The following is a 26,085-nucleotide window of genomic DNA, read 5'->3' as shown; positions in this document are numbered from 1 at the left end:
TTGTTACTAAAACCTGTTCCGGGAACAGAAGTAATCGCATTAAAGGTAGTTTTATCCAGGATAATCTTATCGCCTTGGGAGCGGTTGAAGTCAGCGATCGCATCTACACCCACAGCAGTCAGGGCAAAGGCTGCATCAGTGTTGTAAACGAAAGAGTCGGCACCTCTACCACCGACAAGGGTATCATTGCCAGAACCGCCGATAAGAGTATCATTGCCACAACCCCCCCGCAGCAGGTCATTGCCACTCAAGCCGTCAATAAAGTCGTTACCCCCCTGAGCATTAATGATATCAGCGGAGTTGTCAAAACCTTTGATCTTATTGTTGAGTTGATTGAGGAAAGTCACCGTGTTCTTGTTGAACAGGCTAGTTTGAGTGGAATTGGCATCGAAGACATCAAAGCTGTCGGCGATGTTAGTTTGCCCCCACTGCCCAGATTCTTCCCCCCAAACACTACATAGCTTTGCCCAGCAGAATCTTTGCCGTTGGGGGAGGCATATGGTGCCCCAATAATCAGGTCGTCAATGCCATCATTATTAATGTCCCCGGCATTGCTGACTGAGATGCCTGAAGAGTCACCTGCTGCAATGCCGTTAATCAAAAAGCCATTAGTGCCATTCAAAGAAGAGAGGTTGAGGGTGCCGCCACTACCCAAATTCGTCCCTCCAAACACTACATAGCTTTGCCCAGCAGAATCTTTGCCGTTGGGGGAGGCATATCGTGCCCCAATAATCAAGTCGTCAATGCCATCATTGTTGATGTCCCCGGCATTGCTGACCTTGTAGCCTAAGGGTTCACCTGTTGCAATGCCGTTAATCAAAAAGCCATTAGTGCCATTCAAAGAAGAGAGGTTGAGGGTGCCGTTACTGTCCAGATTCACCCCCCCAAACACTACATAGCTTTGCCCGGCAGAATCTTTGCGGTTGAGGGAGGTCTCATCTGTCCCAATAATCAAGTCGTCAACGCCATCGTCGTTGACGTCCCCGGCATTGCTGACTGAGTAGCTTGATAAGTCATTTGCTGCAATGCCGTTAATCAAAAAGCCATTAGTGCCATTCAAAGAAGAGAGGTTAAGGAGATTGAATGATGAATTAGCCATGATTTTCTCAATTGTTTATTTATTGTTAGTCAGAGAGTCGGCCTTCAGGTTCTAAGCTTGAAGTTATGTGTTCCAAGTCGGGGCGCACATCTGTGTGCCCCTATGCTTGTACGACAAAATCTGATCCACTGAGAGTTGACACACTATTTAAGAACTGCCAATTGACCGCTACTTCCGCAACCAGGTAGGCTTTGGGCTTGTAGAATAACCGCTGATTTACAGTGTCCTAGATAATGCGATCGCTATTGTTCCCCTCTGAAATTGGACTGCACATCATAATTCACGTTTAATGTGAATTAATAATTATTTGGTCATTACGAATTAGTATTACTCCTCCCAAGACAAACTTGTTCATAGCTTTTACCAGCGATATCCCAAGTGAATTCTGTTTCTACCAATTGTCTGCCGTTGTCAGACAATTCTGAACGCACATGTGGATGATCAAATAGTTGACTAATAATGGTGACGTACTCTGTCGGTTTATTGGCTCGTAATGCCCGTAATGTATGACTAGTACCATCTACGGCTAATCCTTCTAAGCCGCGATCGCTGGCTACTACAGGTACACCAGCTGCCATTGCTTCTAAAGTTTTATTTTTAATGCCAAACCCAGTCCGCATCGGTACAACGCAGATGGTGGCTTGATGTAAATATTCTACCATCGAAGGTACACGCCCAATCACATTAATTCCTGGTTTTTGATCAAGTGCTAAAACTTCTGGCACTGGATGAGAACCGACTATATCGAAAGTTGTATCAGGATACAATTTTTGGATTTCTGGCAAAACTTCGTTGCTGAAAAAACAGACTGCATCAATGTTTGCTAAATTATCCATTGCACCGATGAAAATTAAGCGGTGTCCTCCTGGATCGGTGGTGCGGTTGGGGAAAGAAACTAAATCTACACCATTGGGAATAACTGTAATCTCACTATTCGGGTTAAATTCTTGCAGTTGAATTTTATCTTCTTCTGTTGTGGCGACAATTGCCGAAAATTTAGCACAGTAGCTCTGCTCATAACGACGTAAAAGTGGCAGATTAATTTTGTCTCGAAGTGAATTTTCGGAAATGCCGGTTGCTAGTTGGTTCCGACAGGTAGCGTAAACAGAACTATGAACATTAACTATGGTTTTTAGCTGTTTTTGAAAATGCGATTGGACATAAATTTCATTGACGCTATGTTCACAGGTAATTACATCACATTTTCCCGCTTCCACCCAGTTATCAACCCACGTTTGCATCTCAATTGAGTAGCGATTGAGTACGCTTGGCGGTGTCCCCTGTTGCAAAAATCTTCCAAATCGCTGTATTTTCTGGAATATTCCGGTGGTGACAAAATCTGGCGGACGTTCAAAAATGGCTAGATGATCCACACAATCGCGTAATCCTGCTACTTCTGCGTCTGTAACATCGTCTTCGCGTTGAGTCACCAGGGTAACACTATGGCGTTGACTCAGGTATTTAATTAAATTAAATGTCCTGACTTGGGTTCCTCCGCGCGTTGGTGGGTAGGGAAAGGTGGAAGATAGCATTAAAATGTTCATACAACTAATCAATCAAATATGATACATACACCATGACCTGATTGGAGGCTGTATGTCACCTCACTTCTCTATGATCTGAAAGTTCTGTCGGCATAGGTGGAATCCGGGCGATCGCTCCGGCTCTGAGCAGTTCCGGGCGCTTGGCGTAGGGGAGTAAACCATCCGGCTTGGCGTGATACTGACTAGCACACTCAAGTACAGCAGTTGCTGTCTTCTCTACATGTTCAGCATCAGCAGGCAGATCGCCGAATAAGTAGGTGTGTTTGTTAAAACAAACGAAAGCAATTGCACAAGCCTGGTCACAAACACCCATGCATTCAACGGGTTGAATCGAGAACTCGTCTTGCAACACCCAGTCATGATATAGGGTTTGTAATTTCTCTAGCAGCAGTTCACCGCCGCTTTTAGCAACAGACTGTTTTGTCTGATGACTACTTCCACAAATTGTGCAGACGAATATAATGTGTTGATGATTCATGTGTCTATAAAAATTCATGTCGAACACTCAATGATATCCGACATGGATTTTAGGCAATCAGCCTGTTTGGTCATTGGGCAAAGAAACTAATACCAATTCTGTATGAAGATGCGCCAAAACTATATAAGAAACGAACCGCGAAGGGCGCAAAGGACACAAAGAAAGAAAGAAAATTAGGTGCAGCCTCACAAAGAAATGGTATAAATACAGCATTTCATTAATTCGTAGCGAATTAAATTTAGCAATACCCTGCAATCCCAATGCGTCGGGATGCATTGTTAATGCATCGGCCGCCTTATTAATGCGTCGGGATACATTGTTAATGCATCTCAATGCAATGCCAATGCATTCCAAGAGAATGTTAATGTATTCCCCTGCATTAAAAACGCTACGCTTTTACGCAAAACTGTTTTACATAGCAATAACGCCCTTTGACATTGACTAAGAAACACTACGCTTCCAAGTCATCCCACTACGCGGAGTTTGCCGATGTCGCAGCCACAGTCCCAGCAGCAAACCAATTACCACAATTCCCGTGAAGTAAGTTAGCGAAATCAACCGGACAGACATCGGCGGAGCGACACCTTCGACTGGAATATTCTCTGCAACTTGGAATGGCTGAAATTGCCGGGTTGCGTTTGCTTGCGGTGCAACATCGACAACAATGCTATGGGGGGCACCGTCAAAGAACTCCTGCTCCCACGCCAATTTGCCGTTGCTATCTGGAGTCCCCTGATAAGCAAACGCCACCCAATTATTTTCCAGTTGGGTAGTTGTTACTTTCAACACCACATCTGTCACGGGTTGGCTGGTTTTGGGATCACTGACACTGACCTGCAATTTGGCAGGTTGACCCACGGTTGCACTCTGGTCACCCGATAGTTGCATATAAAGTCCTTCAGACTGCAATTTGGCGGGCTTAGTAGAGGGCGGAACTTCTTCTCCCATGCCTGGCATCGACATTGACATATGATGGTGCGATTCGGCAAGTTCAGCGCTGATGTTGACCCAGAGGAGTGCAGCGATCGCTACCACAATCAATCCACTCAACAACAATCGTACCCGTTGCGGGGCAATTTCTCCCGGTTGAATCGCTTGTCTGCCTCCAATCACCCAACCTCCTAATAGTCCAACTGCCAGCAAAATCACAACTAGGATGCCAAAGTAGCGAAACTTTAAGGGATTTTCAGGCAACGTCAGCGTCAGCTTTTGCTGAATCGGCTGAAACGCATTGGCAACCAGCGGAGTAACTGCGACCAGGAGTTGATACGTTCCCCGGATTGGCAGGGTTTGTTGAACCTGCAACTGACCTGTTGGTGCATTGCCCTCAATGTCCAGCAACTTTGTCCCCTCGACGATCGGAAAATCTGTTGTGAACCAGGGGTTTTTCGGACGCGTGAACAATTGCAAGTGGATTTTGGCATCCTTTAAAGACTGCCCTTGAGCATCTACGGCTTGCAGCATCAGCTGCACTGGCGGATTGTAGTGCCCCGATCCCAAAACTGTGGTGGCTTCAGCCTCAAGGGGTTGAACCTGATTAATCGGTGGATTGGTTGTTAGCCGCACCGATGGTTGAGGAGATTGGGAAAGTCCGATCCAACCATACAGGACGATTCCGATCATGCAAATCGCACCGATCAGCTTAGACCACTTAAGTTTTGTCATTTTATTTCTCTCCTCCTGCTAATCATTGACTCAATCAACTAATGGCAACTCACCATTAGTGTGTGGTGACGCAGAGTATGAGTCGTGTCATGGATAGCAGGGTATGTACTGAAATAAACTGTCCACAGAGTCAAAGAACACAGTGCGACATAGAGCGCTGATTGTACAGGCACTGATAGCACCCGACGGGCGACTTGTTGCTGGGCTGAACTAGAAGATTGAACCGTCATTTTGTACCTCGCAGATAAGACGATATTAATTGATTCGGCAGGCATTCTGACTTCTCCAGTCAGCAGTCAGCAGTAAACAGTAAATCACTGAAAACAGATGACTGATAGCTGAAGTTCACAGTTGCGGGACAGCGGTAGAGTTTCACTACACTTTCCCTGTTTTTTCTGAGGGTAAGCACCCGTCAGAACCGAGTTGTGGACTCAGCATACACGATTAAGGAAGATATTAGAAGACTTTATAACAAATATTTCAGTAAATCGAAAACTTTTTTTCCTCAAGAGCGATCGCCTAGTCATTGCCATTGATCCGGAACAAGTTTACACAAACAAGTTTACACAAAATAGTTAGAGTGAGAAGCTTTCCGGGATAAAAACTAACAAAAACACCAGGAGGAAACGCGCATTTCCTCCTGGTGTTTGGTAGATGACTACAATAGTTAGGTATGGTTAGGATTTTTGGGTGGACTTGCTAATCCCACTACTAAGTGGGCGCTGCTTCTATTTTGGAGACATCTAGTGTAATGGTATTAGAAAGCTGCAACAGCTGCCTCAGCTACAGCTTGATCCTGTTCACCGCTACCACCACTTACTCCGATCGCACCAACTATCTGCTCATCACGTTGAAGTGGTATACCCCCGGCAAAGATCATGATTCGTCCTCCATTTGAGGCGTGTATACCATAAAATTGTTTTCCTGGTTGAGCATCCTCAGCAAGGGATTTGGTAGAGAGATTAAACGCACGAGCAGTAAATGCTTTGTTAATTGAGATATCGATACTTCCAATCCACGCCCCATCCATCCGAATATGAGCAACAAGATTCCCGCCAGCATCAACAACCGCAAGATTCATTGGTTGTCCGATTGCACGAGCCTTTGCTTCTCCAGCCGCTAGTATTCGTCGTGCGTCATCCAAAGATACAGAATGTTTGTCAGAAGTCATGGTAATTCTTTCAATCGTATAAATATGTGCGTTGAGGTGCGTGTCATCAATAAAGGATATCATGAGCAGAAATTCTCGGTATACCCCTTTAAGACCGGGAAGACTTCAAGCGCTGGTTATACCGTTTCACATTAAGATTGATACAAATAAGCAGCCGGGGAGCAGGGGGCTTTTAGCAGGGGGGAGAAAGAAAACTATCATTTAAATAAATTATTAGACCTCTTGCAAAAATAATTCATGGTACAACCAGAAATTTTAAAATTTGCGCTCCATTTGAATCAGACATACCAATGAGGTAATAAAAGTTCTCTGCATCGATTTGGATGTGCATTTTTAACAAAATTCTTAATCATACCACAAAATAATTTTGCAATAGGTCTATTAGTTAATTTATAAATTATTGGTTAATTTATTCTCTGGAAGTCCCCTAGCCGCTTAAAATCTGTTGCAGAAAAAGCATCTGATGAGAATTCTCAAGCTGTCTAGGTTCTAGCAATTTAACTACATTTATACATTTATTATCTAACAGCTCAGGGAGACTGACAAAAGCACAGACGCTTCCTCGGTTTGTCGATAGACATCACCTCACACCTCACTTTCATGAGAAACTATTGCAAGTATTGCAATCGCTTAAGCCCAAAGATGACTATCACCATTTCGCGGAATTACTTCTGGGAAATCTTTTTTGAAGATGAACCAATTAAACAACACTATGACCCATCTGACGAATTTGATATTCTTTGGCAGTACCCATCCCAGTTTGGTGAAGGATATAACCGCAAGATTCAATTGCGCGAGGGATTAGGGTTACTCATTAGCAATTATCAACTCCATGAGCGCCTAGTAGTCAAAGTCCCAGAGCGTAATAGTGATGCTGTACAATATGACTTCAATGTTTCAGGAAGCAGCGAAATGCGAGATGTTCATACAACAAATTATAGAGTAGAGGGAGCAGGACAATACCATCTCTTAAGTGGCGGCGCACTACCCAGCCAAATCGGAGCCATTTCAACAACGCAACCTCATCTTGCTATATCTGTTTGGATGACACACCAGCTATTTCGCTCATTTGCAGGCAATGCTCACAGAGAGGTTTCCTCGTCCTTACAGCATCTAACCTGCCAACTCACTCAAGAACTGTATCAGCGCCAGGGAATAACTACACCAGCAATGCAGGCAATTGTACAGCAAATACTGCGCTGTCCGTAGTCTCTCCTCGCACCTTCTCTGATGTTTTTTTGATTCGGGGTTTTAACGTTCAGGATATCCTGAGAGATGGACTCGTAGACCGTATGCTGACTTCTGTTGGCTACGATCCAGTGACGGTAGATCGCGTCGAAGTTCTCAAAGGACCTGCCTCGGTTCTGTTTGGGCAAGGGGAGTTGGGAGGCACTGTTAATGTCGTGACGAAACAGCCCTTGCGAGAACCATACTACTCCTTGGAAGGCTCTGCGGGGAGTTTTAATTCTTATCGAGGGGCGATTGATCTGTCGGGACCAGTCAATGCCGACAAAACGGTGCTGTATCGTTTAGGTGTAGCTGCCCGGACGACAGAAAGCTTTATTGATTTCTATCAACAACAGCGCTACGACGTTGCACCCTCTTTAACCTGGCTGATCAACTCCAGAGCCAAGCTCACCTTAGCAGCCGAGTATTACAACGTTAAAGGACCCTTCGATTTCGGTATTCCGGTATTCGGTACTGTATTACCAAACCGCAATGGTAAGATTTTGCGTAATCGCACTGTCGGTGAACCTTCACTTAGCAATAGCGATAATCAAGTCTATCGAATCGGTTATAACTTTGAGTACCGCTTTAGCGACAACTGGCAAGTGCGTAGTGCCTTGCACACCTCATTTCTGAGTCTATATAGGGCAATTATTACTGGCTCCCTAGACGCAGATCAACGAACCTTCAGTCGAGATTACTCCACACAAGACTTCACCGATAACATCTACAATTTCGATACCTATATTGTCGGCAAGTTCGCCACTAGCAGTATCCAGCATCAAATAGTCACAGGAGTGAATCTATCCAGAGAAGATACTTTGGCCTTTAATGGCGATCGCGCCATCGCTTCGCTGGATCTATTCAATCCCCAGTACGGCAGCAGACCAACCGGACCTGCTACCGATCCATTCAACTATCGTATCAGGAACGACGGACTGGGTATTTATCTTCAAGATCAAATCACATTGGCAGACAACCTCAAGGTACTGTTGGGTGGACGCTTCGACATTGCCAGTAATGATTATCAACGGTTAGATACCGTGCTTGGTGGCTTCCGACAAGATGAGGCCTTTAGTCCCAGAGTTGGCATTGTCTATCAACCGATTCCACCTATTTCTCTCTACGCCAGCTACGGCAAATCATTTCTACAAGCAGGGAGATTTAGCCAATACATTTCAATTACCCAGTTATTTCCGCACTGATGCTGCTATCTTCTACAAACGAGAAGGTCTGCGGGTAGGACTCAATTTCAAGAATTTGTTTAATATTGATTATTTTGAATCTGCCCAGAATCGGAATCGTGTTTTCTATGGTGATCCGTTCACAGTGCAGGGGACAATTTCTTGGGAATTTTGACCAGGTATCAGCTTTCGGTTACTGCTTTGCTAATTTGTTTGTTGGTCGCTGTTTATGCTAAGAGACACTATTTGTTAACAATAGTCGAGAGTATGACCATTCGTCTAAGGGAGAGAAAATTCTAGGGACATTTTCAATTGAATTTTAATTTTTCTCACCATAGCAATCTTAAATAATTCGTGAAATTCTTTCTCCTCTCGTTATTCTCCTTCTTCTCTACGAGACGCTGTGCGTAGCTTGCTTCTCCGTAGGAGTATGCGTCCTTTATGTTTCAGGTAAATAGACCATGCTCTACGGGCACAGCATTGCTGTGCCCCTACGACAGATGTGGTTCAAATACTTGAATTCTGCTGTCATGAAATGCTGTACTTAGCTGATGATCAATTGCATCTAACCGATAATAACTACAGATTACAGCATAATCAAACCCAGTCGCACACCCACAGCAACAGCCTCAGTGCGGCTGGAGACACTGAGCTTTTGAAAAATGGATGAGAGATGAAATTTGACGGTATGCTCAGAAATGTGCAAGCGTTTAGCGATCGCTTTATTTCCCAACCCTGACCCAAGCATTCCTAAAACCTCTATCTCCCGTGGTGTCAAGCTTTGTACAGGATTCGCCACCACTTTTTCTCGGATAGACAGTAATTCTACAGCATCCGGGTGCAGCACCACCAAACCAAAAGCGATCGCCTCCACAGCAGCAAAAATTTCTGACTCTGTGCTACTACTGGGCAATATCCCCCGGATACCAGAACGTAACGCCATCTCTAAATCAATGCTGTCGAGTTCCTCAACAATGACGATCATTGCCAATGGGTATTGCTCCTCTTGAATAAGCAGCAATTTTTCCCACACCGATTGTTGAAGATTGCTGCTCAAATCTACCAGCACCACATCTGGTTGTAATTGCCCAACTTCCCTTGCTAATACATCCAAATCGGATGCACTCCCCACTACCGTCAGCCGAGGATTGGTAGTTACCACAGCTGATAACCCTGCCCGCACTACAGGGGAAGTAGCAACTACCATCACCCGGATCATGTCGCCTCCACAGCAGTTTTCCCAGACTGCACCCCAACATAAATAACTAATTGCTGTCCACCGCGTAGGAGTTGTAGCGGCACAGATCCTTTACTCTCACGCAGATATTTAGTTAAGTTATTTATGCTAGTGAATAATCGCCCCGAAACTCCAATTAAAACATCGCCGATTTGTACACCAGCAATTTCCGCAGGACTATTAGGTAAAATTGACAACACTAATAAACCCAAGCTCCGCCTACCTAAAAGCACAGGTTGCAGTATGACTCCTAATTGCGGACGACTATTGCCCTGTAAAAAACGCTCAACGGTGTTGCTGGGAACTGCTACAGCCAAACCATTAACAATCATGGTGTTAATTCCCACGACTCGACCGAGACAATCGGCAAGCGGCCCCCCAGAATTACCAGGATACAGCCGCAAATCCGCCATAACTGCTCGTGGATTATTTGCATAGATAATTCCTGTTGTCACAGCACCACTGTCAGCAAACGGATTACCCACTGCTAAGACTAATTCACCCACTCGTAACGCCTCAGAATTGCCGATGGTTGCAGCAGTTAAATCAGTGGCGACAATTTTCAGGGCTGCTAAATCCTGCTGTGGATCAAATTGTGTACGCACCGCATCAAATACTCTTCCATCTGCCAATTCCACAGTCGCGCGGTTGCTGGTTGCCACATGGGCATTAGTGATAATTAGTCCATCAGGTTGCCAAATTATACCGGAACCGACGCCCAGAGAGCCGCTTTTCACTTTGACAGTGCGATCGCGTAGTTTAGCAGCTACCTCTGTCAATTCAGCAGCGATGTTAGTTAATGTTGTGTTTGCCATGTTATACACTTTTTGAGCATGTCAAAGTAAAATCAGTGAGCTGACAATAGTTTTTAGTCGGGTTGAGATAATTGAGAATCCTGTAAGATATCAGTCAACCCAACTTTGGAAAGCAAATTTTGACAGTTTCGAGTTCAAAGCTGGAATGTTCGAGCAAAAAGGTGCAACTTCCGAGTTCAGAAGCTCAACGTTCGAGCAAAAAGGTGCAACTTCCGAGTTCAGAAGCTCGAATGAATAGAAAATTGAGAAAATCTTCACAGAGCTAGTTAAATCCATCCCAAATTGGCATTATTCCTCTTTAGTAGGTCGTTCGCCAACTGCGATCGCTAACTCAACTAACACTCCACCGCGGACAACTTGCACGTTGACAGGTTTACCAATGCGATCACTACTATTGAGTAACGCCAGCACATCACCTGTATCGCCCACAGTTACACCATCGAATGTGACCAAAACATCACCAAGCAGCACACCTGCATTGTCAGCGGGCCCCGAAGGCTCAACATTGACAACAATTACCCCAGTTGCAGAAGTTAAATTGAGGGCTGTTTTCAGGTTCTTTGGTAAGCGTACAGGTTGCATTCCCACACCCAAGTAGCCTTTTGAAATGCGTCCTTTTGCTACTAATTGGTCAACCACGCGATCGACTGTAGCAGTGGGAATAGTTAAAGCAGTACCACGCCGCCCCGATGTATTCATACCTACTACAAAACCACCAGCATCTACAAGCGGCCCGCCTGAAAAGCCAGAGTAAAGGTTGATGTCTGGGCGGATGAATTGGTCAATATTTCCGCCACTCATACTTCGCCAAGCACCGCTAACCACACTCACCGCACCCATCGCCGCTCTTAAGTCACCTTCGCTACCTCTTGCTAGTCCTAGTACCAGATGACCGACTTTGAGCGTTTTGGCATCGCCAACTTTTGCCACAGGTATTCCGACATTTTCTAGTTTAAAAACGGCGATATCGGTGCTAGAGTCATGACCGACGAGTGTTACTGGTGCAGTGCTACCATTTGATAGGGTGATGGTGATGTCGTCATAGCGCTGGAGGGACTCATCAGAAGTAACAATGATCCCATTCCGCCAGTGAATACCACTCGGGGAAACACGAGTACCCCCATTCACCGCAACTACAGCACTCCCAGTTTGTTCTACGGTGTCAGCTAAACTGTTGGACAAAGCCAGTAATGAAGACATAAGATTTTTCTGCAAACGTTCTTAGATATTCATATCGTGCCGTTTGCTCAACACAGATGGCATCGGAAAAATGGGGAGAATTCATCCTAGAAAAATGGCTAGTATAGCTTGGCGGCAGTAAGCAGACCATTAAAAGCTACGAAAATTTGGCTGACCACAAGGCCAAAAAATGGTATGTGTATTTATGCCACATGGTACTAGGATTTATATAGCCCAAAACGGTTCAGATAAGCTTTTGTTTATGAATCAGCTCTCAGTAACCTATTTTTGACTATAGCGTTTCAGATCCTGTGAATGGTTAGCATAAATCAATTGCACTGAAGCTAATTCATCCAGCATTTATGCAACGTCAAAAACTTTATTTGTTTAGGAGAAAACATTGTGTTTAACATCTATTCCAGACGGCAAATTTTAAAAGTGGGTGGTAGCTTAATTGTAAGTGCTACAGCCACAGGAAGCTTTCCACTTATTCGTACTCTGGCTGCTGGCAGACCTAAAACTGTACTGAGGTTTAAGTTTACTCTTAAAGGCGGGGGGAAAGGTTCCTTTGACTTCAACACTGCTGCTCAATCCACTGTGACACTCAATACTTTTGGTAAAGAATACTCATACTTTGGCGCTGTGTCTCATTTCTGTTTATCAGGACGAGATCGTGATTTGAGAAATGAGAATGCTTCTTGGAAAGTAGTTCCAGGTCTTAAAGCTCCATTTCTCGGTCTTCCACCTTATACTCCAGGGGTTCTTAGCGGTGTTAATTATCCAAATGGATGTTCAACAGGAACAGTTAACGCCTGTTCAATTACTGTTGCTGTGCTTTACTTAGGAAATCTTGAACAACTTCCTGTAGTTTCTACAAACCCAAATTCCTACCAACTAATTGGCATTGACATCATTGATCCCAATGGGCAGCTAAATCGTATTGATGCTAAATATAGTAAAGTCATTGCTCTACGTCATAAAGTAGACAAATAGGGGTTCAGCCGGGATACGTGCAAAACAGGACACGTTGTAAATAAATGTTGCAGAGCGTGTTTTATTGATTTACTAGCTTGCTCATAGATGATATTGGGGCAATCAAAATTTTGCACAGTAAAATCAACTATTCACTTCAATAAGTCCCTCAAGCTAACCCATAAATAATCTAAACAAATGCACACCCAATCAACAGAAATCGACCTACTCACTCCATCTAGAGAATTACCTCTATATGGCAAGAGAATTTTAGTAACAGCACCGAGAAATTATGCTTCTAGGTTATCTGAACAAATCATCAAACAAGGTGGTTTACCTGTTCTCATGCCTACTATCGAAACCTGCTATTTATCAAACTACACTAAGTTAGATATTGCTCTGAAACGCATAAACGAATTTGATTGGATTGTCTTCACCAGTAGAAACGGTATCACTGCATTTTTTCAGCGGATGAATGATTTAAATATTCCCGTATCTGTAGTACAAAAATGTCACTTATGTGCATTAGGAGAAGATGCAGAAAGCTTATCATCCTTTTGTGGCAAAGTAGATTTAATCCCCACAGAATCTAGCCCAGCCGGAATTGTCGCAGAACTAGCGAAACTACCGGAAATTCACGAGAAAAAAGTGCTGATCCCGGCTCCAGAAGTTGTTGGTTTGCCTGAGCCTGATGTTGTACCCAATTTAATCACAGATTTGCAGAAATTGGGTATGAAAGTAACTCGCGTACCCACCTATATTACACAGGGTTTAAATAAAAATATCTACAGTATTGAATTAAACCTGATACATCAAGCAATAATCAATGTAATTGCCTTTAGTAGCACGGCGGAAGTAGAAAGCTTTTTGACAATGGTCAACTCACGAAGCGATTATGAACGTTGTATTATTGCATGTTTTGGCCCTTATACAACTGCCAATGCTCAAAAGTTGGGTATGAATGTCTCAATCGTGTCGAAAGATTATAGTTCATTTGAGGGATTTGCAGAAGCGATCGCAGAATTTTTTCCTCTCACTTCCAGCTCACATTAAGCGCATCAAGATGTAGAGTAGTCAATCACAATTAACTCTAGACTAGCTGCACATAAACTCGTAGTATCAGAAATGGAGTTTAAATTTAGCTAGGGATTGTTACATGGCAAGTTATAAGGTTACATTGCTTACTCCAAATGGAGAAAAAACAATTGAAGTTCCTGATGATGAGTACATCCTAGAAATCGCTAACGAGGAAAATGGGCTAGACTTGCCCTATTCTTGTAACGCTGGTTCTTGCTCTAGCTGCACTGGGAAGCTGATTTCAGGTACAGTTGACCAATCAGATCAGAACTTCTTAGACGACGAACAAATTGACGAGGGATGGGTTCTCACCTGTGTTGCGTATGCCACTTCTGACTGTGTTATCGAAACCAATCAAGAAGATGCGCTTAACGCTTAACTAAGAAATGTGGATTTAATAAAGAGCAAGTTTTGTAGGATGCGTTAGAACATTCGTCCTAGCGTACCTAAAATCTGAGGTGATGCGTTATCCTACCCAATAACATACTCTACAAGATTTAAAATTTTGCACTTTCCTAATAAATCTGTATAGGCTGAGTAATTTACACTAAAAAGCGCTCCCCTTTTGGAAAGCGCTTTTTATTTAATTTAATAAATAGCTAGCAGATATCAAGCGCAAATTAGCCAGATGATGCTAGATTAACTTTGACAACTTTATTCTTTTCTTCTTCAGCTTTGGGTAGCGTCAGGTTCAAGATGCCATCTTTATAATCTGCCGTGACATTGGTATTTTGAATCCGAGCAGGTAAAGGAATTACACGTTGGAATTTACCATAGTGGAATTCGCTTTTGATCACACCTTTATCTTCAGATTTAGCTTCAGACTTCCGCTCACCACTAAGGTATACAGCATTTTCTGTAACTTGCAAATCCAAGTCTTTAGCTTCAATTCCCGGAAGTTCTAGCTTCAGATGAATTGCATCTTCAGTTTCTTTTAACTCAGCAGCGGGAACTCTGGATAAACCTCTATCCAAAAATGCAGTTGGCAAAGTATCTTCATCAAATAAGCGATTGATTTGGCGTTGTATTGCGTTAAATTCTTGCCAGGGGTTCAAACGTACTAATGTCATATCTCTACCTCGGATAATCAGTATCTTTACTGTCCAACTAATTGAGGATTTAATTCCTTGCTTTGTTCTCATAGTATTGAAAAATAAAAGTGCTGTAAATTCGGTTTTTCTCACCTGATTTAGGAAGATTACCGAACCAAAAATCTACTTAATAGCAAGTGCGGTAATTTCAAATATTTATGTTCGGTAAATTCTACAAAAGCAGACTTTAAATATAGTAAATATATTTAGAATGTGGCTACAATCGTCACCCATACCCCTACTCTTAAAGCTTGTATGTGTAGCGTATCCTACGATTTTTTAGTATATTCGCGCGACTAATTATAATAATTCAACCTGTTGTATTTTTTTAATTTCACAGAGATAATAAGAGATTCCTAACAAACTGCTGATAACAAATATGTCAACAAGTTGGATTTACCTTATCTTTGCAATCCTCTTTGAGGTTTCAGGCACAACTTGCATGAAGTTATCGCAAGGATTTACTAGAATAGTTCCTTCGGTATTAATAGTTGTTTTCTATGGACTTTGTTTTACTTTTTTGACCTTTGCTCTCAAGAGACTTGAAGTGAGTGTGGCTTATTCTGTCTGGGCTGGATTGGGAACTATCCTAATTGCTATTATTGGTATTATCTATTTTCGTGAATCTACCACATTCATCAAACTTATGTCGATCGCCTTAATAATCATCGGAGTAATTGGCATAAATGCAAGTTGATGGCGGATAGGAATTAGGCGGCTCATAAAACATCGGGTTTACCAAAATATCCCACTACAAAACTTACTTTTCACTACTTTGCTGGGTTATGGGTTAAGTGGTGGGATAAGGGCAAACGCATCTAAATTACTCTTGATCGCAACGAAGGTTAAGAACCAACGAAAAAATCTTTCCTTTCGCGTTTGATTATTTTTTAAGCGCCAAAGCGATGCCTACGGCGGGCTATGCCAACGCTTAAAACCTTAGCAATAAGCAAGGGGTTAATAACATTATTTTTGATTTTATTGAGAATAAATCTTGCTTATTGATATGATGCGGCTGCCCTGGCGATCACCTTGACAAAATTTTGCTATCAAAGTGATCAGCTTATAACCAAAAAATTTTGGCTTTTTCCAACTCGTTTGTAACTAATATTTTTGGATTTGATGGGCTATTCCATCTATTAGCTCCTGTTGAATTGTAGTAGGCTTCAACTAAGATCAATATAGAGTACTAGTGCTTTCGATCAACTTAGGAGGCAACACCTCACTAAACAATAATTCCTGTAACTCTACACCTTCTGTTCGGCTCCAATCCTTAACCAATTCAGCTATCATTGTAATCGTAGCAGTTAGCACAACTCCAGCATCATGCATCCGCTGCCGCGCTAAATCTTCCGAGAGATGGAATGGTGAACCAGAGGCATCCATCACTGCTTGAACACTATAGCCTTCACGCACTGCGCTAATCGCCGGAAAAACTAAGCAAACATCCGTAGTTATACCAGCCAAAATTAAATTAGTACGATTTGTATTTTTGACTGCTTTGACAAAATTCTCATCATCCCAAGCATTTACGATACCCGCACGTTTAACTCTTACCTCGTATGCTTCAGGTAGCAATTCTGCTAGAGTAGTCATTAGCTTTCCTTGAAACCGATCCTCTTGGCTACTTGTCAAAACTACAGGTATCTTAAGCACCTTTGCCACTTTTGCAAGGGTAAGAGTATTCTTTTCTACCTCGGTCAGAGGTAAGTTTTTAATCAGCTTCATAGTGCCAACTTGATGATCAATCAGAAGCATAGCCGAGTTTTCTTGAGTAAAGTCAAAATATTTCATTGTCCTGTTTTCCTGTATTGTTGTCATTAATGCAAACAGTTCAAATCATTAGAAAGAATGTATTAAATAAACCCAGTAGTCAAGATTTTGCCTGAGTAGATACATTTATTAGTCTGCTACGTTGACCACTGAGAACCGCTATAGATATCTCTAGACTTTATTCTTAAACGAACTTCAGATATTGCACAAGTAGGAACACTTATGTACGTACCATCCAATCTAAAATATGGCTCAATCACCTAAAATCCTTGAATCACATCCTTATTTACGGCAGACACTTGAACTGGTTTCTGACAAATGGGTTACAGTAATCATTTACGTTCTATCACAAGGTACGAAACGCTATGATGAGTTGCATAGAGAAATTGGAGACGTTTCGCAACGAATGCTAACCCGTACTCTGCGTGATTTGGAAAGGGATGGTCTTGTGAAGCGCAAAGTTTATCCTACTAATCCTCCTACTGTAGAGTATTCCTTGACATCGCTGGGAGAAACGTTAGTTGAGCCACTCCGGCTACTGTGTCAATGGTCAATAGCTCATTTTCAGGAAGTAGAAAAGAACAGAGAAAGCAAAGACAATCATGTAGAAAGATAAATTATCATTGTTCAATTCATCAAACACTTTTTGGAAATTTCACTGGGAAGCAAAATTTGTGTCCCATTTATTGTCAAATTCCCAGTCGCTGCACTGGTGGTGGGATAGCCACTTACTTAGAAAGCGTATTAGCTCAAAATTTATTAAACCCAGCAGAACGACGGTAAAGTAACCAAATAAACAAAGGTGAACCCAGCAAGGCGGTGACGGAACCTACTGGTAGTTCTACTGCTCCTAATCTAGAGAGTAAATCTGCAAAAGTCAGTAACCATGCACCTGCAAGGGCGGAAAGTGGCAAAACAAAGCGATGATCTGTACCAACGATCAGGCGGACAGCGTGAGGGACAACAAGACCAACAAATCCAATCAAGCCACTGATGCTGACTGCACCTGCGGCTAAGAGAGTAGCAATACCACCAATCAACAGGCGCGATCGCGTCAATGAAATCCCCAAACCCACAGCTAAATCATCACCCAAAGCCAGCACATTTACCGATCGCGCTAGCAAGCATCCCCCTAGCAATGCAACGATAATGTAAGGGCCAGTCGTCGCAATTTCTTGCCAACCGCGTCCGTTGAGACTACCAACTAGCCAACTCAGCGCGATTTGAATTTGACCGTCTTCAGCTAAAAGCAGCAATGTACTTTGTACAGCACCAAATAAAGAACTCACCGCCACTCCGCCTAAAATCAACCGCTCAACAGAAATTCCCGACCCCGCACGACCGAGCAAAATCACGATCGCTGAAGTTAAAATTGCTCCTATCCACGCTGCTAAAGGAATTGCGATCGGGAATATTTGCCACACGATCATCACAATCACAATTAATCCTGCACCCGCTGAAATGCCCAAAATAAATGGATCAGCAAGACTATTGCGTAACATTCCTTGCAGCAAGGCTCCTGACATTCCCAAGGCTGCGCCGACAAGGAGAGCAGCTGTAATCCGCGGGAGGCGCAAATCCCAGAGAATTGTCTGTTTAACCGGATCGCCTTTGCGGAGTATGGCTTGCCAAAATTCCGACATACTTAAGGGTACTGCTCCTTGAGAAAGCGACAGCGCTAGCGTTACCACCAGTGCTGTACCAAAGAGTAAAACAGCCCAAAATACGCGGTGTTCAGTAAAAATTGTCTGAAATGGTCTAGTCAAATTTAGATATGTATTTTTTTTTAATATAATAGACCTCTTGCAAAAGTCCCTAACACCCCACCCCCAACCCCTCCCCGCAAGCGGGGAGGGGAGACAAAGCGTAGCTTTGGCGGGGTGGGGTTCTTATTTTTGATTTATGCAAGAGGTCTAATCTGTCCCAAACACAGATGCATTGGAGATGGGGCATTGGGCATTGAGCAGGAAACAGAGGGAGTTAAAATTTAAACGTTGAGCTTCTGAGGGTAGATGTTGAGCTTCTGAAGGTGGACGTTGAGCTTCTGAAGGTGGACGTTGAGCTTCTGAAGGTGGACGTTGAGCTTCTGAGGGTGAATGTTGAGCTTCTGAGGGTGAATGTTGAGCTTCTGAGGGTGAATGTTGAGCTTTTGAGGGTGGATGTTGAGCTTCTGAGGGTGGACGTTGAGCTTCTGAGGGTGGACGTTGAGCTTCTGAGGGTGAACCTTTAAGTTTTAACTTCCCATTTTTAATGCTCAATACTCCACTACGTCAACTCCAGCCCACCTTGATAACCGGTGACAATGCGGCTACCATCCTTGAGGATGTGTACTTCTATCTGATCGCTAGCCCAAGTAATCTGGTCTTGGAAAGCTGGGTTTAACACATGAACCCGTTGATTGCTAGAAGAGACTGGAGAGTTGGGAGAATTAATTGCCAGAGATTGTACAAAAGGCCCGTCAATCAAGATATCGAGTTGTTCTAACAATGCTTGAGAACCTGGCGGTGCAGATTGGGACTGTAGCTGCTTAAGAGTGAACCCAGTAAAAGACATTACATTTAATCCAGCAGCTTTTACCTTCTGAGCTAAAGACGCCAGTGCAGTTGCTTGCCAAAACGGTTCTCCACCAGAGAACGTTACACCCATATTGCGGGGATTGCTGAGAATATTCTCGGCAAGGGTATCAACAGCAATCAATTGGTTAGCTTTAAATGACCAAGAGTCAGTATTAAAGCAGCCAGGACACTCACGAAGACAACCTTGTACCCAGACGACTGCACGACAACCAGGGCCATTAACTTCTGACTGATCAACGTAACCCATAATATTGAGATAGCTAGGGGGAATTTCTCTGAGTGCTAGCGATGGGTCAGTTGGCTTAATTTCCATCTCTTTAATTCCTTTTAGCAGTTGCCTGTTAACCGTTAACTATAGCGAATCTCCAGTTATATAACTGTGACTAATGACTAATGACTAATTGACTAATTCCTGAAAAACTTTAGGGGGTTTGGAAAAGTCCGCTTTAACTTACTAGACTGAAGTTAGTTGCCCAACTAGCATTGACCGTCCCATAGATAGAATAGATGACTCAACAAACTTCTAGAATTTGTATCCTTGGCGGAGGCTTTGGTGGTCTCTACACAGCCCTGCGCTTAAGCCAGTTACCTTGGGAACCTACGCAAAAACCCGAAATTGTTCTGGTAGATCAAAGCGATCGCTTCTTATTTTCTCCCTTACTTTACGAATTACTCACTGGTGAACTGCAAACCTGGGAAATTGCCCCGCCGTTTGAAGAACTTTTACAAGGCACAGGGGTGCGTTTTTATCAAGGGGTTGTGTCTGGAATTGACATCGACCAGCAACGGGTAAATGTACATGAAGGGCCGGAAATCCCTTACGACCGATTAGTGCTGACGCTAGGAGGTGAGACACCGCTAGATTTAGTACCTGGTGGGACAGCCTACGGCTACCCATTCCGCACAATCTCTGATGCCTATCGTTTGGAAGAACGCCTGCGATTTTTAGAAGAATCGGATGCTGATAAAATTCGGGTGGCGATCGTTGGGGCTGGCTACAGTGGTGTAGAGTTAGCCTGTAAATTAGCCGACAGACTAGGGGAAAGAGGACGCTTTCGGATCATTGAAATCGCTGACCAAATTTTGCGAACTTCTCCAGAGTTTAACCGGGAAGCAGCAAAGAAAGCTTTAGATGCCCGTGGCGTATTTCTTGATTTAGAAACCAAAGTTGAATTAATAGAGCAAAATACCATTTCCCTAGAATACAAAAACCAGTTAGACACGATTCCCGTGGATTTGGTAATTTGGACTGTGGGAACCAGGGTTGCGCCTGTAGTCAAATCTCTTCCCCTCAAGCAAAACCAGCGTGGTCAAATCAAAACTACATCCAATATGCAAGTCCTTGATCATCCAGAAATCTTTGCCTTGGGAGATTTAGCAGACTGTCATGATGCTGAAGGACAGCAAGTCCCCGCCACCGCACAAGCGGCTTTGCAACAAGCTGATTATACTGCTTGGAATATCTGGGCAACTCTGACTAATCGCCCTTTACTTCCCTTCCGCTACCAACAGTTAGGAGAAATGATGACACTAGGAATAGACAACGCCACTCTCACTGGTTTGGGAATTAAACTAGATGGGCGCTTGGCATACGTCGCCCGGCGTATTGCCTATTTATATAGATTGCCAACTTTAGACCATCAGCTTAAAGTTGGTTTTAATTGGCTAGTCCGTCCGATCATAGAAACACTTTCTCGGTAACTTGAGGTTAGTCATTAGTCATTAATGACTCTTCCCAGTCCCTATTCCTCAGTTCCCAATCCCCAATTCAATCAAACTTTGATGGAACAACCGAAAGTTATTTTTTTAGATGCTGTGGGCACACTTTTCGATGTTAAAGGCGGTGTGGGTGAAGTTTATAGTCAGATAGCACAGGAATTTGGCGTTACAGTTTCAGCCGAAACTTTAAATACAACGTTCATCCAAAGCTTTAAAGCAGCGCCGCCGCCGATATTTCCAGATGCAGAACTGCAAGATATTCCTCAGCGCGAGTTTGATTGGTGGCGGATAATTGCCCTGAACACTTTTGAAGGTGCAGGTGTTCTCAAAAAATTTTCTGACTTTTCGGCTTTTTTTAGCGAACTTTACATCCACTTTGGCACTGGCGAACCGTGGTTTGTCTATCCCGATGTCTTACCAGCTTTAGCCAACTGGCGGCAGTTGGGAGTTAGCTTGGGGGTGCTGTCGAATTTTGATTCGCGGATTTACTCAGTATTGCAAAGTTTAGGGTTGAGAGAGTTTTTTACCTCCGTCACCATTTCTACCCAGGTACGCGCAGCTAAACCCGATCCTCAAATTTTTGCTATTGCCTTAGACAAACATAAATGTTCTCCAGAGGCAGCATGGCATATTGGCGATAGCATTATAGAAGACTATCACGGAGCTAAAGCAGCTGGACTCAGAGGTGTTTGGATCAACCGTGGAAAATGAAGGAGATATTTTGACGATCACTATTTTTTCTAGCGCCTCAAATGGACGCGATGCCTGCGGTTGTCACTGAGCGGCTGGTGAGCGCACTTGTACTGAGCGGCTTGCCTTGAGCGTTCGCGCAGCGTCTCGCAGAGAAGCCGAAAGAAGCCGAAGTAATAGAACCATGCCGAAGTGCGGGCTGTGACGCTCCTGCATCGCTCTAAGAGAAGCCATGCCGTTGGCGTTCGCGGAGCGTGTCGCAGACAAGCCTCTCGTTCGCGTTAGCGTCTCTGAAAGAGAAGAGAAGGCTTTACGCTACGCTATCGTTGACGCCATTTTGTTAGAATCTCAACACAATTGATCTCACAGAAAACACAGCATATACTCAACAGCTGATAATACTAATAATTCATAGTAGTTATGTCAGCACGCCAAACGCCTCAAAAGATTACTTTTGGGCTTTGTTTACTTAGTTTGAGCTTGAGTGCGATCACTTGCTCGTCAAAGTCTCAAGTATTCACAAAGACAAAACCCATCCAACAATCCATCACAAATGAAAATACCGCAGTATTAGCCTCCGTCCCAACAAAAGAAGATAAAGCAATCCCTAAATACGAACACATTTTTGTCATTATTGAAGAAAATAAGTCCTACGATCAGATTATTGGCAACTCCAATGCACCAATAATCAATCAACTAGCAAAAACTTACGGCTTTGCTAGCAACTTCTACGCTGAAGTTCATCCCAGCGAGGCTAACTACGTCGCTATTTTAGGTGGTAGTACTTTTGGTATCCATGACGATGACGCTTTTTATTGTCAGGTTGGTAGTTTCGACATGTTTTGTCATAATTTTCAAAAATCTGACTATGTTAGTCACACTATCGCCTCTAAAAGCTTAATTGACCAACTAGAACAGAAAGGTCTGACGAGTAAGGGATACTTTGAAGACATCCCCACCCCAGGTTCTAAAGCAGTTGTTGCTCCTAGCTGGAACCGTGCGCTGTATGCCTCAAAGCATAACGGTTTTATCAACTTCAAAAAAGTACAAGACGATCCTAATTTGTCAAGCAAGATTGTGGGTTTTGACCAGCTTGCTACTGACCTGAAAAGCGGCAATATTCCGAATTACAGCCACATTATACTTAACCAATGCCATGAAATGCACGGTTTACAAGAATGTCCCAATCTGCAACAACTAATTAAAACTGGTGACACAATGATTGGTGAAGTTGTCAAACAAATCACCACCTCAAAGCTTTGGGCTGCGTCAGGGAATAATGCGATCGTCATTACTTGGGATGAAGATAACAATCCACGCAACAAAAAAGGCACTCAAGGTTGTTGCAGTTTTGACCCCAAAAGTAATGCTAACTTTGGTGGTGGTCACATTGCAACCATTGTAATTACTAATCACGGTTCACGGAGTGTAGTAGATAAAACACCCTATAATCACTACTCACTGTTGCGAACCACCGAGGATGCTTTTGGGATCTACGAATACCTGAATCTGGCGGGCGATACAGCCAAAGGAGTCAAGCCGATGACACGCCTGTTTGCTAAACAAGAATAGGAATAGAGAAATGGGGGAGATAAGGGAGAAATAACTAATGCTCAATACCCAATGCCCAATGCTGCCCCAACACTCGTATGATCAAAATATCAGGAAAACATAACAGCCAGATTTTTACCGCAAAACATGGGCAGTATTTGGGAAATCGATTTTTACTCCCGTCCGATTTTGGACGCTAATCAGAAAAAAATTTGGGAAGTCTTAGTCTGCGAAAGTCCCTTGGATATCAGCACAAAAGCAGATTCTTTGTTTCGCTATGCTCAATATTGTCCTAGTACCCAGGTAAATTCGGGCTGGTTGCGGACAGCATTGCAGGAGGCTATTAACCAAGCTGGGAAAGCACCAATTAAAATCCGCTTTTTCCGCCGCCAAATGAACAATATGATTACTAAAGCCTGCCAAGATATAGGCATTCCCGCCCAGCCAAGCCGCCGCACTTTGGTTCTCAACCAATGGTTAGAACAGCGGATGGAGGAAGTGTATCCTCAAGAACCAGGGTATCAAGGGGGGACTAATCCCTCAGTCCGCTTGGAAAAACCTTTGCCGCAACGTTTACCAGATGCTTTGGAAGGACAGCAGTGGGTATTTGTTACCTTAGATGCTGCGGATTTGGCAGAAATGCCAGAGTGGGAAATTGGCTTTGGTGAAGCTTTCCCCTTAGAGTTGGCGCAAGTTTCACCCGAAGCCCGTATTCCTGGTATTTTGATTTTCTCACCGAGAGCGTTGCCCTTGGCAGGCTGGATGTCTGGTTTGGAGTTGGCTTTCTTAAGATTTGACACCAGGGAAGAGGCGAGATTGCTTTTAGAAACTGGTGTAACTGAAAGCTGGATTGTGGCAAATATCAAAAAATCTCAAATCTTAGCAGAAGCCAAAGGTTTTGAAGAAGCCAAGCAAAAAGCTAACGGAGTGCATTTTATCGGTGTACAGTCTAATCCCAAAGCAGAATCTTTTGCTGGTTTTTGGCTGTTGCAAGAGGTTAATCTCTGAAAATAGGCATTGGGCATTGACCAAACAGGGTATGGGGCATGGGGCATAGGGCACTTGTACTGAGCATTGCCGTAAAGCCTGCAGCATAGCTACGCTTAGGGCGCAGCCCAAGGTAGAGAAGTATGGGGCATGGGTAGAGAATGACTAATGATTAAGAACTGAAAATAGCGATCGCTAAGATACGTCAAGACATGGCGATGATTTGGGATAATTAACTGCGTCCATCAGCGTTGATCTGCGGTTCCAAATCGCAACTGCAAAGACACGCTGATGATTTTTTGATAGTTATCTGCGTCCATCAGCAAAAAGTGCGATCGCACTTTCAAGAGACAGCGTTGATATGCGGTTCAAAATCTACAATGCACTAAGGCTCATGGGTTCTGAAAATTTGTCACAAGATACACTAGCAGAACAATTGCTGGAACTAGCGATAAAATCTGGAGCAGAAGCTGCTGAGGTTTATCAATCGCGATCGTTTTCTCGTCCAGTGTTTTTTGAGGCAAACCGACTCAAACAGCTAGAAACCAACCAATCTGAGGGCACAGCACTACGGCTTTGGCGAAACGGGCGTCCGGGACTCACGGTGGCTTACGGTTCTGTCTTAGCCGAAGTAATGGTGGAAAAAGCTCTGGCACTGAGTCAATTGAATCAACCGGAAACAGTAGAATTAGTCTCTAACTTTCAGCCTGAGTACCCAGACTTGGGGGAAAGTGTGCCGATAGAGGTTTTGGTAGACTGGGGCAAAGAAGCGATCGCACTCATCCGCGATGCCTATCCAGATGTTGTTTGCAATGGTGACTGGGAATGTGATATTGAAACTACTAGACTAATCAATACCAAAGGTTTAGATTGTCACTACACCGACACTACCCTCAGTTGCTACATCTCAGCAGAATGGGTGCGTGGCGATGATTTTTTGAATGTTGCCGATGGACAAACTCAGCGCAGCGAACTGCACCCAAAGAAATTAGCTAATCAAATTTTACAGCGGTTAATTTGGGCCAGAGAAAATATTTCACCTCCTACTGGTCGCATCCCGGTTTTATTCACTTCTAAAGCCGCCGATATGCTTTGGGGTACTGTGCAAGCAGCTTTGAATGGTAAGCGAGTTTTAGAAGTAGCTTCGCCTTGGGCAGAACGCATGGGTAATCCAGTAGTTGCACCTAGCCTCACCCTCTACCAAGACCCGGAAGCCGGCCCTTACAGTTGTCCTTTCGATGATGAAGGCACTCCGACTAAACCTTTAGTATTTATCCAAAACGGGACTTTACAGAATTTCTATGGCGATCGCACCACCGGACGTCAATTGAAGACTGACACGACTGGAAATGGTTTTCGCCCTGGTTTAGGCAGCTATCCCACTCCTGGTTTATTTAATTTTCTGATTCAGCCAGGTTCGGCATCACTACCAGATTTGATTCAACAACTAGATAATGGCTTGATTGTGGATCAAATGTTGGGTGGTGGCGGCAGTATTTCTGGAGATTTTTCGATTAATGTTGATTTAGGCTACCGTGTGCAAAATGGTCACGTAATTGGGCGCGTTAAGGATACGATGGTTGCAGGTAATGTCTACACAGCCCTCAAGCAATTGGTTACACTAGGCAATGATGCTGATTGGAATGGTTCTTGTTATACTCCATCTCTGATAGTAGAAGGGCTATCCACTACGGGGAGAAACAATTAAATAATTCGTAATTCCTAATTGAAGACAGTGCTTGTGTAGTAGCGAATTATATCTGTCAATGACTTTTAAAACATTCTCTAAGATTCCAGTAACAGCTTTTTAGTAGAGACTTGTAGTCCAAAATCTAAAATCGTTCGGCTGAGGCTCACGGCGAAGTCTGAAATCCCAAATTGCTATGAATCAGCGCTTTCGCACCCTGGTAGCAGCCTAAAAGAGGTTTAGCGATCACCAAAGCTTGTGTGATGTATTATAGCAATCGCCAGATTGGTTAGGACACTAAGCTCAGGACGTGTTCCATCGCCATCCGCAAGGTAGGGAAGTACTCCAGTTGCTTGCGGATAC

General features: G+C 43.6%; 27 protein-coding genes and 1 riboswitch. Of the genes, 12 read left to right on the top strand and 15 right to left on the bottom strand.

Annotation, left to right across the window (positions count from 1 at the left end):
* From V7L29_RS35755 to V7L29_RS35300, 7 genes are all read right to left on the bottom strand, one after another.
* Positions 1-347 (bottom strand): M10 family metallopeptidase C-terminal domain-containing protein (locus tag V7L29_RS35755; RefSeq protein ID WP_442944319.1); only part of this gene is annotated, 347 nt, incomplete at its 3' end.
* A complete protein-coding gene (locus tag V7L29_RS35325; RefSeq protein WP_442944318.1) occupies positions 344-1,099 on the bottom strand; it encodes an integrin alpha in 756 nt (251 codons plus the stop codon). The genes V7L29_RS35325 and V7L29_RS35755, both read right to left, overlap by 4 nt.
* Before the next feature lie 314 nt (positions 1,100-1,413).
* Positions 1,414-2,643, bottom strand: coding sequence for a glycosyltransferase family 4 protein (locus V7L29_RS35320; protein ID WP_334738407.1), 1,230 nt, complete (start codon positions 2,641-2,643; stop codon positions 1,414-1,416).
* Between the two features lie 55 nt (positions 2,644-2,698).
* Positions 2,699-3,121, bottom strand: a complete 423-nt coding sequence (locus V7L29_RS35315) for a DUF1636 domain-containing protein (RefSeq protein ID WP_334738406.1) — start codon at positions 3,119-3,121, stop codon at positions 2,699-2,701.
* Between the two features lie 441 nt (positions 3,122-3,562).
* Positions 3,563-4,786 carry a hypothetical protein gene (locus V7L29_RS35310; protein ID WP_334691234.1) on the bottom strand — a complete coding sequence of 408 codons (1,224 nt, stop codon included), beginning with the start codon at positions 4,784-4,786 and terminating at the stop codon, positions 3,563-3,565.
* A gap of 38 nt (positions 4,787-4,824) precedes the next feature.
* On the bottom strand, positions 4,825-5,061 hold the full coding sequence (locus tag V7L29_RS35305; RefSeq protein WP_334691235.1) for a CbtB-domain containing protein: 237 nt from the start codon (positions 5,059-5,061) through the stop codon (positions 4,825-4,827).
* A riboswitch (cobalamin riboswitch) is annotated at positions 5,036-5,224 on the bottom strand. Its footprint overlaps the gene before it by 26 nt.
* 319 nt (positions 5,225-5,543) lie before the next feature.
* Complete coding sequence (locus V7L29_RS35300; RefSeq protein WP_334691236.1) at positions 5,544-5,957, bottom strand: GlcG/HbpS family heme-binding protein; 414 nt, start codon at positions 5,955-5,957, stop codon at positions 5,544-5,546.
* 642 nt (positions 5,958-6,599) lie between these two features.
* Between V7L29_RS35300 and V7L29_RS35295 the strand changes: the two genes are divergently transcribed.
* Positions 6,600-7,166 carry a hypothetical protein gene (locus V7L29_RS35295; RefSeq protein WP_334738405.1) on the top strand — a complete coding sequence of 189 codons (567 nt, stop codon included), beginning with the start codon at positions 6,600-6,602 and terminating at the stop codon, positions 7,164-7,166.
* A complete protein-coding gene (locus tag V7L29_RS35290; RefSeq protein WP_334738409.1) occupies positions 7,076-8,389 on the top strand; it encodes a TonB-dependent siderophore receptor in 1,314 nt (437 codons plus the stop codon). The genes V7L29_RS35295 and V7L29_RS35290 overlap by 91 nt, the downstream gene beginning before the upstream one ends.
* 565 nt (positions 8,390-8,954) lie before the next feature.
* On the opposite strand, the gene V7L29_RS35285 is transcribed toward V7L29_RS35290, so the two are convergent.
* From V7L29_RS35285 to V7L29_RS35275, 3 genes are all read right to left on the bottom strand, one after another.
* Complete coding sequence (locus tag V7L29_RS35285) at positions 8,955-9,587, bottom strand: response regulator transcription factor (protein ID WP_334738404.1); 633 nt, start codon at positions 9,585-9,587, stop codon at positions 8,955-8,957.
* Positions 9,584-10,420 (bottom strand): S1C family serine protease, encoded by an 837-nt coding sequence (locus V7L29_RS35280; protein WP_334738403.1) that lies wholly within the window; start codon positions 10,418-10,420, stop codon positions 9,584-9,586. Before V7L29_RS35280 ends, V7L29_RS35285 begins: the two co-directional genes overlap by 4 nt.
* Before the next feature lie 288 nt (positions 10,421-10,708).
* Positions 10,709-11,620: a S1C family serine protease gene (locus V7L29_RS35275; RefSeq protein ID WP_334738402.1), complete on the bottom strand. Its 912-nt coding sequence runs from the start codon at positions 11,618-11,620 to the stop codon at positions 10,709-10,711.
* A 381-nt stretch (positions 11,621-12,001) separates the two neighbouring features.
* Between V7L29_RS35275 and V7L29_RS35270 the strand changes: the two genes are divergently transcribed.
* From V7L29_RS35270 to V7L29_RS35260, 3 genes are all read left to right on the top strand, one after another.
* Entirely contained in the window at positions 12,002-12,592 is a 591-nt protein-coding gene (locus V7L29_RS35270) for a hypothetical protein (RefSeq protein ID WP_334738401.1), read from the top strand.
* Between the two features lie 177 nt (positions 12,593-12,769).
* The gene (locus tag V7L29_RS35265) at positions 12,770-13,624 is read left to right on the top strand and encodes a uroporphyrinogen-III synthase (RefSeq protein WP_334738400.1); all 855 of its coding nucleotides are present in this window, start codon (positions 12,770-12,772) and stop codon (positions 13,622-13,624) included.
* Positions 13,625-13,727: 103 nt separating this feature from the next.
* A complete protein-coding gene (locus V7L29_RS35260; RefSeq protein WP_334691243.1) occupies positions 13,728-14,027 on the top strand; it encodes a ferredoxin in 300 nt (99 codons plus the stop codon).
* 241 nt (positions 14,028-14,268) lie between these two features.
* Here V7L29_RS35260 and V7L29_RS35255 read toward each other — a convergent pair whose 3' ends face one another.
* On the bottom strand, positions 14,269-14,718 hold the full coding sequence (locus V7L29_RS35255; RefSeq protein WP_334738408.1) for an Hsp20/alpha crystallin family protein: 450 nt from the start codon (positions 14,716-14,718) through the stop codon (positions 14,269-14,271).
* 400 nt (positions 14,719-15,118) lie between these two features.
* Here V7L29_RS35255 and V7L29_RS35250 point away from each other — a divergent pair, with 400 nt between their 5' ends.
* Entirely contained in the window at positions 15,119-15,436 is a 318-nt protein-coding gene (locus V7L29_RS35250) for a DMT family transporter (protein WP_334691245.1), read from the top strand.
* Positions 15,437-15,915: 479 nt separating this feature from the next.
* On the opposite strand, the gene V7L29_RS35245 is transcribed toward V7L29_RS35250, so the two are convergent.
* Positions 15,916-16,533 (bottom strand): isochorismatase family protein, encoded by a 618-nt coding sequence (locus V7L29_RS35245; RefSeq protein WP_334738399.1) that lies wholly within the window; start codon positions 16,531-16,533, stop codon positions 15,916-15,918.
* Positions 16,534-16,759: 226 nt separating this feature from the next.
* Here V7L29_RS35245 and V7L29_RS35240 point away from each other — a divergent pair, with 226 nt between their 5' ends.
* Positions 16,760-17,128, top strand: a complete 369-nt coding sequence (locus V7L29_RS35240; RefSeq protein WP_334738398.1) for a winged helix-turn-helix transcriptional regulator — start codon at positions 16,760-16,762, stop codon at positions 17,126-17,128.
* 133 nt (positions 17,129-17,261) lie between these two features.
* On the opposite strand, the gene V7L29_RS35235 is transcribed toward V7L29_RS35240, so the two are convergent.
* The 3 genes from V7L29_RS35235 to V7L29_RS35225 all read right to left on the bottom strand — a co-directional run bounded on the left by V7L29_RS35235 (position 17,262) and on the right by V7L29_RS35225 (position 19,401).
* Positions 17,262-18,278, bottom strand: coding sequence for a FecCD family ABC transporter permease (locus tag V7L29_RS35235; RefSeq protein WP_334738397.1), 1,017 nt, complete (start codon positions 18,276-18,278; stop codon positions 17,262-17,264).
* Positions 18,279-18,425: 147 nt separating this feature from the next.
* Positions 18,426-18,770 carry a hypothetical protein gene (locus V7L29_RS35230; protein ID WP_334738396.1) on the bottom strand — a complete coding sequence of 115 codons (345 nt, stop codon included), beginning with the start codon at positions 18,768-18,770 and terminating at the stop codon, positions 18,426-18,428.
* Between the two features lie 7 nt (positions 18,771-18,777).
* The gene (locus V7L29_RS35225) at positions 18,778-19,401 is read right to left on the bottom strand and encodes a 4Fe-4S single cluster domain-containing protein (protein WP_334738395.1); all 624 of its coding nucleotides are present in this window, start codon (positions 19,399-19,401) and stop codon (positions 18,778-18,780) included.
* Between the two features lie 194 nt (positions 19,402-19,595).
* Here V7L29_RS35225 and V7L29_RS35220 point away from each other — a divergent pair, with 194 nt between their 5' ends.
* From V7L29_RS35220 to V7L29_RS35200, 5 genes are all read left to right on the top strand, one after another.
* Positions 19,596-20,789 (top strand): NAD(P)/FAD-dependent oxidoreductase, encoded by a 1,194-nt coding sequence (locus V7L29_RS35220; RefSeq protein ID WP_334691250.1) that lies wholly within the window; start codon positions 19,596-19,598, stop codon positions 20,787-20,789.
* 81 nt (positions 20,790-20,870) lie between these two features.
* Complete coding sequence (locus V7L29_RS35215) at positions 20,871-21,518, top strand: HAD-IA family hydrolase (protein ID WP_334691261.1); 648 nt, start codon at positions 20,871-20,873, stop codon at positions 21,516-21,518.
* 399 nt (positions 21,519-21,917) lie between these two features.
* Complete coding sequence (locus tag V7L29_RS35210) at positions 21,918-23,069, top strand: alkaline phosphatase family protein (protein WP_334691251.1); 1,152 nt, start codon at positions 21,918-21,920, stop codon at positions 23,067-23,069.
* Between the two features lie 126 nt (positions 23,070-23,195).
* On the top strand, positions 23,196-24,056 hold the full coding sequence (locus V7L29_RS35205) for a Tab2/Atab2 family RNA-binding protein (protein WP_334691252.1): 861 nt from the start codon (positions 23,196-23,198) through the stop codon (positions 24,054-24,056).
* 373 nt (positions 24,057-24,429) lie between these two features.
* Positions 24,430-25,743, top strand: a complete 1,314-nt coding sequence (locus V7L29_RS35200) for a TldD/PmbA family protein (RefSeq protein ID WP_334691253.1) — start codon at positions 24,430-24,432, stop codon at positions 25,741-25,743.
* Positions 25,744-26,085 lie beyond the last annotated feature (342 nt).

Origin of the sequence: Nostoc sp. (genome assembly GCF_036916575.1) — a bacterium.
In the GTDB taxonomy this organism is placed as follows: Bacteria; Cyanobacteriota; Cyanobacteriia; order Cyanobacteriales; family Nostocaceae; genus Nostoc.
The sequence above is the reverse complement of the archived record's forward strand: the minus strand, read 5'-3'. Positions and strand labels throughout refer to the sequence as shown.

Bases quoted from the DNA above. Each gene is read 5' to 3' on its own strand.
- V7L29_RS35215 (WP_334691261.1), top strand. From the start codon at position 20,871: ATGGAACAACCGAAAGTTATTTTTTTAGATGCTGTGGGCACACTTTTC.
- V7L29_RS35220 (WP_334691250.1), top strand. From the start codon at position 19,596: ATGACTCAACAAACTTCTAGAATTTGTATCCTTGGCGGAGGCTTTGGT.
- V7L29_RS35205 (WP_334691252.1), top strand. From the start codon at position 23,196: ATGGGCAGTATTTGGGAAATCGATTTTTACTCCCGTCCGATTTTGGAC.
- V7L29_RS35240 (WP_334738398.1), top strand. From the start codon at position 16,760: ATGGCTCAATCACCTAAAATCCTTGAATCACATCCTTATTTACGGCAG.
- V7L29_RS35285 (WP_334738404.1), bottom strand. From the start codon at position 9,587: ATGATCCGGGTGATGGTAGTTGCTACTTCCCCTGTAGTGCGGGCAGGG.
- V7L29_RS35315 (WP_334738406.1), bottom strand. From the start codon at position 3,121: ATGAATCATCAACACATTATATTCGTCTGCACAATTTGTGGAAGTAGT.
- V7L29_RS35295 (WP_334738405.1), top strand. From the start codon at position 6,600: ATGACTATCACCATTTCGCGGAATTACTTCTGGGAAATCTTTTTTGAA.
- V7L29_RS35325 (WP_442944318.1), bottom strand. From the start codon at position 1,099: ATGGCTAATTCATCATTCAATCTCCTTAACCTCTCTTCTTTGAATGGC.
- V7L29_RS35255 (WP_334738408.1), bottom strand. From the start codon at position 14,718: ATGACATTAGTACGTTTGAACCCCTGGCAAGAATTTAACGCAATACAA.
- V7L29_RS35305 (WP_334691235.1), bottom strand. From the start codon at position 5,061: ATGCCTGCCGAATCAATTAATATCGTCTTATCTGCGAGGTACAAAATG.
- V7L29_RS35200 (WP_334691253.1), top strand. From the start codon at position 24,430: ATGGGTTCTGAAAATTTGTCACAAGATACACTAGCAGAACAATTGCTG.
- V7L29_RS35245 (WP_334738399.1), bottom strand. From the start codon at position 16,533: ATGAAATATTTTGACTTTACTCAAGAAAACTCGGCTATGCTTCTGATT.
- V7L29_RS35300 (WP_334691236.1), bottom strand. From the start codon at position 5,957: ATGACTTCTGACAAACATTCTGTATCTTTGGATGACGCACGACGAATA.
- V7L29_RS35210 (WP_334691251.1), top strand. From the start codon at position 21,918: ATGTCAGCACGCCAAACGCCTCAAAAGATTACTTTTGGGCTTTGTTTA.
- V7L29_RS35275 (WP_334738402.1), bottom strand. From the start codon at position 11,620: ATGTCTTCATTACTGGCTTTGTCCAACAGTTTAGCTGACACCGTAGAA.
- V7L29_RS35260 (WP_334691243.1), top strand. From the start codon at position 13,728: ATGGCAAGTTATAAGGTTACATTGCTTACTCCAAATGGAGAAAAAACA.
- V7L29_RS35250 (WP_334691245.1), top strand. From the start codon at position 15,119: ATGTCAACAAGTTGGATTTACCTTATCTTTGCAATCCTCTTTGAGGTT.
- V7L29_RS35320 (WP_334738407.1), bottom strand. From the start codon at position 2,643: ATGAACATTTTAATGCTATCTTCCACCTTTCCCTACCCACCAACGCGC.
- V7L29_RS35225 (WP_334738395.1), bottom strand. From the start codon at position 19,401: ATGGAAATTAAGCCAACTGACCCATCGCTAGCACTCAGAGAAATTCCC.
- V7L29_RS35265 (WP_334738400.1), top strand. From the start codon at position 12,770: ATGCACACCCAATCAACAGAAATCGACCTACTCACTCCATCTAGAGAA.
- V7L29_RS35280 (WP_334738403.1), bottom strand. From the start codon at position 10,420: ATGGCAAACACAACATTAACTAACATCGCTGCTGAATTGACAGAGGTA.
- V7L29_RS35310 (WP_334691234.1), bottom strand. From the start codon at position 4,786: ATGACAAAACTTAAGTGGTCTAAGCTGATCGGTGCGATTTGCATGATC.